Raw genomic sequence first — 3995 nt, 5'->3', positions numbered from 1 at the left:
CCTCAAGGAGGCCGACCCCAGGACGCTGCTCGACGAGGCCGGCGGCAATCTCGATCCGGACCGGGCGTGGGCGGCGCTGATGTCCAACGAGAAGCCCGGCGGCCACGGCGAGCGTTCGGTCGCGGTCGGCACCATCGACATGGCGATCTGGGATGCAGTAGCGAAGATCGCCGGCAAGCCGCTGTTTCGCCTGCTGGCGGAGCGCCACAATCGCAAGGCCGATCCGCGCGTGTTCGTCTATGCGGCGGGTGGCTACTACTATCCGGGCAAGGATCTGTCGGCGCTACGCGGCGAGATGCGCGGCTATCTCGATCGCGGCTACAATGTCGTCAAGATGAAGATCGGCGGTGCATCGATCGCGGAAGATCAGGAGCGCATCGAGGCGGTGCTGAAAGAGATCGGCAATCAGGCGCAGCTTGCGGTGGATGCCAACGGCCGCTTCGATCTGGAGACCGGCATCGCCTACGCCAAGATGCTGCGCGAGTATCCGCTGTTCTGGTACGAAGAAGTGGGCGATCCGCTCGACTTCCAGCTGCAGGCGGCGCTCGCCGAATTCTATCCCGGCCCGATGGCCACCGGCGAGAATCTGTTCAGCCATCAGGACGCGCGCAATCTCATTCGCTACGGCGGCATGCGGCCGGATCGCGACTGGCTGCAGTTCGACTGCGCCTTGTCGTACGGGCTCTGCGAATACCTGCGCACGCTCGATGTGCTGAAGACCCATGGCTGGTCGCCGTCGCGCTGCATCCCGCATGGCGGGCATCAGATGTCATTGAACATCGCAGCAGGTCTCGGCCTTGGCGGCAACGAGAGTTATCCAGATCTGTTTCAGCCTTACGGCGGCTTCCCGGATGGGGTGCGGGTCGAGAACGGCCATATCACCATGCCCGACCTGCCGGGCATCGGCTTCGAGGGCAAATCCGATCTCTACAGGGAGATGAAAGCGCTGGCGGAGTAGCGTGGGCCTGCCCCTCCGGCGAAGCCGTCACGCATTGACGTGGATGAAATCCCGCAGCAGCGGATAGATTTCGGTATTCCACTTGCGGCCGCTGAAGACGCCGTAATGGCCGACGCCGGCCTGCATGTGGTGGACGCGCCGATAGGCGCGCACGCCGGTGCAAAGGTCTTGCGCCGCCAGCGTCTGGCCGATCGAGCAGATGTCGTCCTTCTCGCCCTCGACCGTCATCAGGCCCATGCGGCTGACGGCGCGGGTGTTCACGGGGCGGCCGCGGTGCATCAGCTTGCCCTGCGGCAAGAGGTGCTCCTGGAAAACGTCGCGCACGGTCTCGATGTAGAACTCGGCCGGCAGGTCCATCACGGCGAAATATTCGTCGTAGAACGTCTTGATGGTCGCGGCCTTGTCCTTCTCGCCCTTGGCGATGTGGTTGGCGAGGTCCATGTGCTGCTTGATGTGGCGCTCGAGGTTCATCGAGACGAAGGCGGTGAGCTGCACGAAGCCGGGATAGACTTTTCGCAAGGCACCGCGGCACTGCACCGGCACGTAGTTGATGAGGTTCTGCTCGAACCATTCGATCGGCCTGCTCTTGGCGAATTCGTTCACCCTGGTCGGCTGGATCCGCGTGTCGATGGGACCTGCCATCAGCGTCAGCGTCGCCGGGCGCGAGGGATGGTTGTCCTCGCACATGATCGCCGCGGCCGCGAGTGCGGAGACGGAGGGTTGGCAGATCGCGACCATGTGCGGGCGCGGGCCGAGTTGCCCCAGGAAGTCGATCAGATGCTCGGTGTAGTCGTCGAGACCGAAGCGGCCCTCGCTGCGCGGAATGTCGCGCGGATTGTGCCAGTCGGTGATGTAGACGTCGTGGTCCTGCAGCAGCGTCTTCACGGTGCCGCGCAGCAGCGTCGCGAAGTGGCCGGACATCGGCGCCACCAGCAGCATGCGCGGCTGCTCGCCGACGCCCTCTTTCTTGAAGCGCAGCAGCGAGCCGAACGGCGTCGCGTAGGCGATCTCCTCGCTGACCGCGACCTCGCGGTTGCCCACCATCACGCTGCCGATGCCGTAGGCCGGCCGGTCATAGGTGAGGGTCGAGCGCGAGATCAGCTCCAGCGCGGCCGACAGCCGGCCGACGACCTGCTCCGATACGCCCTGGGGCACCAGATTGAGAAATTTAAGTGCGGACGAAGCGCCCGCTCGCCATGGCGCCGTCAGGTCCATGTGGTTCTGAAAAGCCTGATAGTACATTGACATCATACTGAAATGCCCACCCGTCCGTTGCTGCTATGCAATAAGGGCGCCAGATCGGCCGCCGCAGAATTGGCACGTCGCTTGCTGCTCCCGCCATGCAAAGCACAGGCCTCCTGGGAGCCGCCGTGCTGATCGGGACCAGGGAAGGGGTCATATGGCGAAGGCGACACTGACCATCAGCAGCAAGAACTACTCGTCCTGGTCGCTGCGCGGCTGGCTGCTGACCAAATTCTCCGGGCTCGACTTCGAGGAGATCGTCACCGCGCCCGACGATCCGTCGGCGCGCGCCGAAATCCTGCTGCTGTCTTCGTCGATCCTGGTGCCATGCCTGCGGCACGAGGGCGCCGTGGTCTGGGATACCCTGGCGATTGCCGAATATCTCAACGAGGTGATGCCGGACGCCGGCCTGCTGCCTGTAGACCGCATCCAGCGCGCCCATTGCCGCTCGATCTCGGGCGAAATCCATTCCGGCTTCACGACCCTGCGCGCCTCGCTGCCGGTCAACCTGAAGGGACACTTTCCCGGCTTCAAGATCTGGTCGCGGGCGCAGGCCGACATCGACCGCGTCTGGTTGATCTGGCGCGACTGCCTGGAGAAATCGGGCGGCCCCTTCCTGTTTGGCGCGCAGCGCACCATGGCGGATGCGATGTACGCGCCGGTGGTGACGCGCTTCGTGACCTACGATGTCAAGCTGGAGCCGGGCCTGAAGGCCTATGCCGACACCATCATGGCCATGCCCGAGATGCGGGAATGGATCGCGGCGGCGAAGGAAGAGCCGGCCGAGATCGAGGAGCTCGAGGTCGAATATTAGGCAGGTGCTTTGCGCCCCTGCCTGTTTCGGCGGCTAAAGTCCTCCCGCACCGACCGCGCCGCTATGCCTCTGCAACAATTAACCTTTTGCGCCAGTGGCGGGCGCCTGCGATCCGGCGAGCTGCGCAGATGTTGTGCGCGCTGGCCGAACCGCAGCGAGATCTAGCCGTGAACAGGTGCGTACGAGGCGATTCGGCTGATTCGGACGTGATTCGTTCAGGCCGCGTTCCGAAGGTTAAGGCGGAGCGCGGCGCCGTCGCATTTTGAGACTGACGCCGCCTTCAGGCAGCCCCGCGCTGCTTCACGCGCGGCAGGCGCCAGCCGATCACGGTTGCTTCGACCGCAATGCCGGCCTCGTTGTTCTGCCAGCGTCCCTCGACGTAGCGGCAGGCGAACGGCAGTTGATAAGTCCCGCTGTGGTCCTCGCACAGCACTTCGAGTGGCAGGCCCGGCGGTGGTTCTCCGGCGCCATCGAATTCCGCCAAACGTCTATCGCGCGTTGCCATTCCAATATTCTCCCCTAAACAAAGCCGCGGAAAGAGCGCCCACTTCTTCCGCGCGCGGATCATCGTTCCCCGTCCCAGGGAACGATGCAAGCTCAACGCGAGAATGCGGTACGAGTGTGGTAGCTTCAGGCAGCTACGCACAATAAGCGCAAATTGCCGTGATCATCGGGCGAGGAACCTTCATGCTGCTTCGAAATGTCGGCATTTGTTTCGCAATGTTGCTGCTCGCGACGCAGGCAGTCCCGCCCGTGCTCGCGCAGGACGTGCCCGGCATCGAGATCTGCACGGTCGAGAAGACCATGGAGCGCCGTACCAGTTGTCTGCAGAGCAATGTCGACTTCCTGCAGAAGACGATTACCAAGCTTGCCCTCGATCATCAGCAGAAGCTGGATGCCGCCAATCGCCAGATCGACGCGCTGAAAACGAATCTCGCCGGCTTGCAGAAGACGCTTGCTGATCTCCAGGCCGCGCAGGCG

General features: G+C 63.8%; 5 protein-coding genes. 3 read left to right on the top strand and 2 right to left on the bottom strand.

Annotation, left to right across the window (positions count from 1 at the left end):
- Positions 1-958: mandelate racemase/muconate lactonizing enzyme family protein (locus JHD07_RS33310; protein ID WP_291629861.1), on the top strand; the 958-nt coding region annotated here is incomplete at its 5' end.
- Between the two features lie 27 nt (positions 959-985).
- Here JHD07_RS33310 and phaZ read toward each other — a convergent pair.
- Positions 986-2209 (bottom strand): polyhydroxyalkanoate depolymerase, encoded by a 1224-nt coding sequence (gene phaZ / locus JHD07_RS33305; RefSeq protein WP_291629859.1) that lies wholly within the window; start codon positions 2207-2209, stop codon positions 986-988.
- A gap of 148 nt (positions 2210-2357) precedes the next feature.
- Between phaZ and JHD07_RS33300 the strand changes: the two genes are divergently transcribed.
- Positions 2358-3014 carry a glutathione S-transferase family protein gene (locus tag JHD07_RS33300; protein ID WP_291629857.1) on the top strand — a complete coding sequence of 219 codons (657 nt, stop codon included), beginning with the start codon at positions 2358-2360 and terminating at the stop codon, positions 3012-3014.
- Positions 3015-3294: 280 nt separating this feature from the next.
- Here the strand turns inward: JHD07_RS33300 and JHD07_RS33295 are convergent, their stop codons facing one another.
- Positions 3295-3519, bottom strand: a complete 225-nt coding sequence (locus JHD07_RS33295) for a hypothetical protein (RefSeq protein ID WP_291629856.1) — start codon at positions 3517-3519, stop codon at positions 3295-3297.
- Positions 3520-3701: 182 nt separating this feature from the next.
- Here JHD07_RS33295 and JHD07_RS33290 point away from each other — a divergent pair.
- The coding region (locus JHD07_RS33290) for a hypothetical protein (RefSeq protein ID WP_291629854.1) at positions 3702-3995 on the top strand (294 nt) is incomplete at its 3' end.

The organism is Bradyrhizobium sp. (assembly GCF_016462955.1).
In the GTDB taxonomy this organism is placed as follows: Bacteria; Pseudomonadota; Alphaproteobacteria; order Rhizobiales; family Xanthobacteraceae; genus Bradyrhizobium.
The sequence above is the reverse complement of the archived record's forward strand: the minus strand, read 5'-3'. Positions and strand labels throughout refer to the sequence as shown.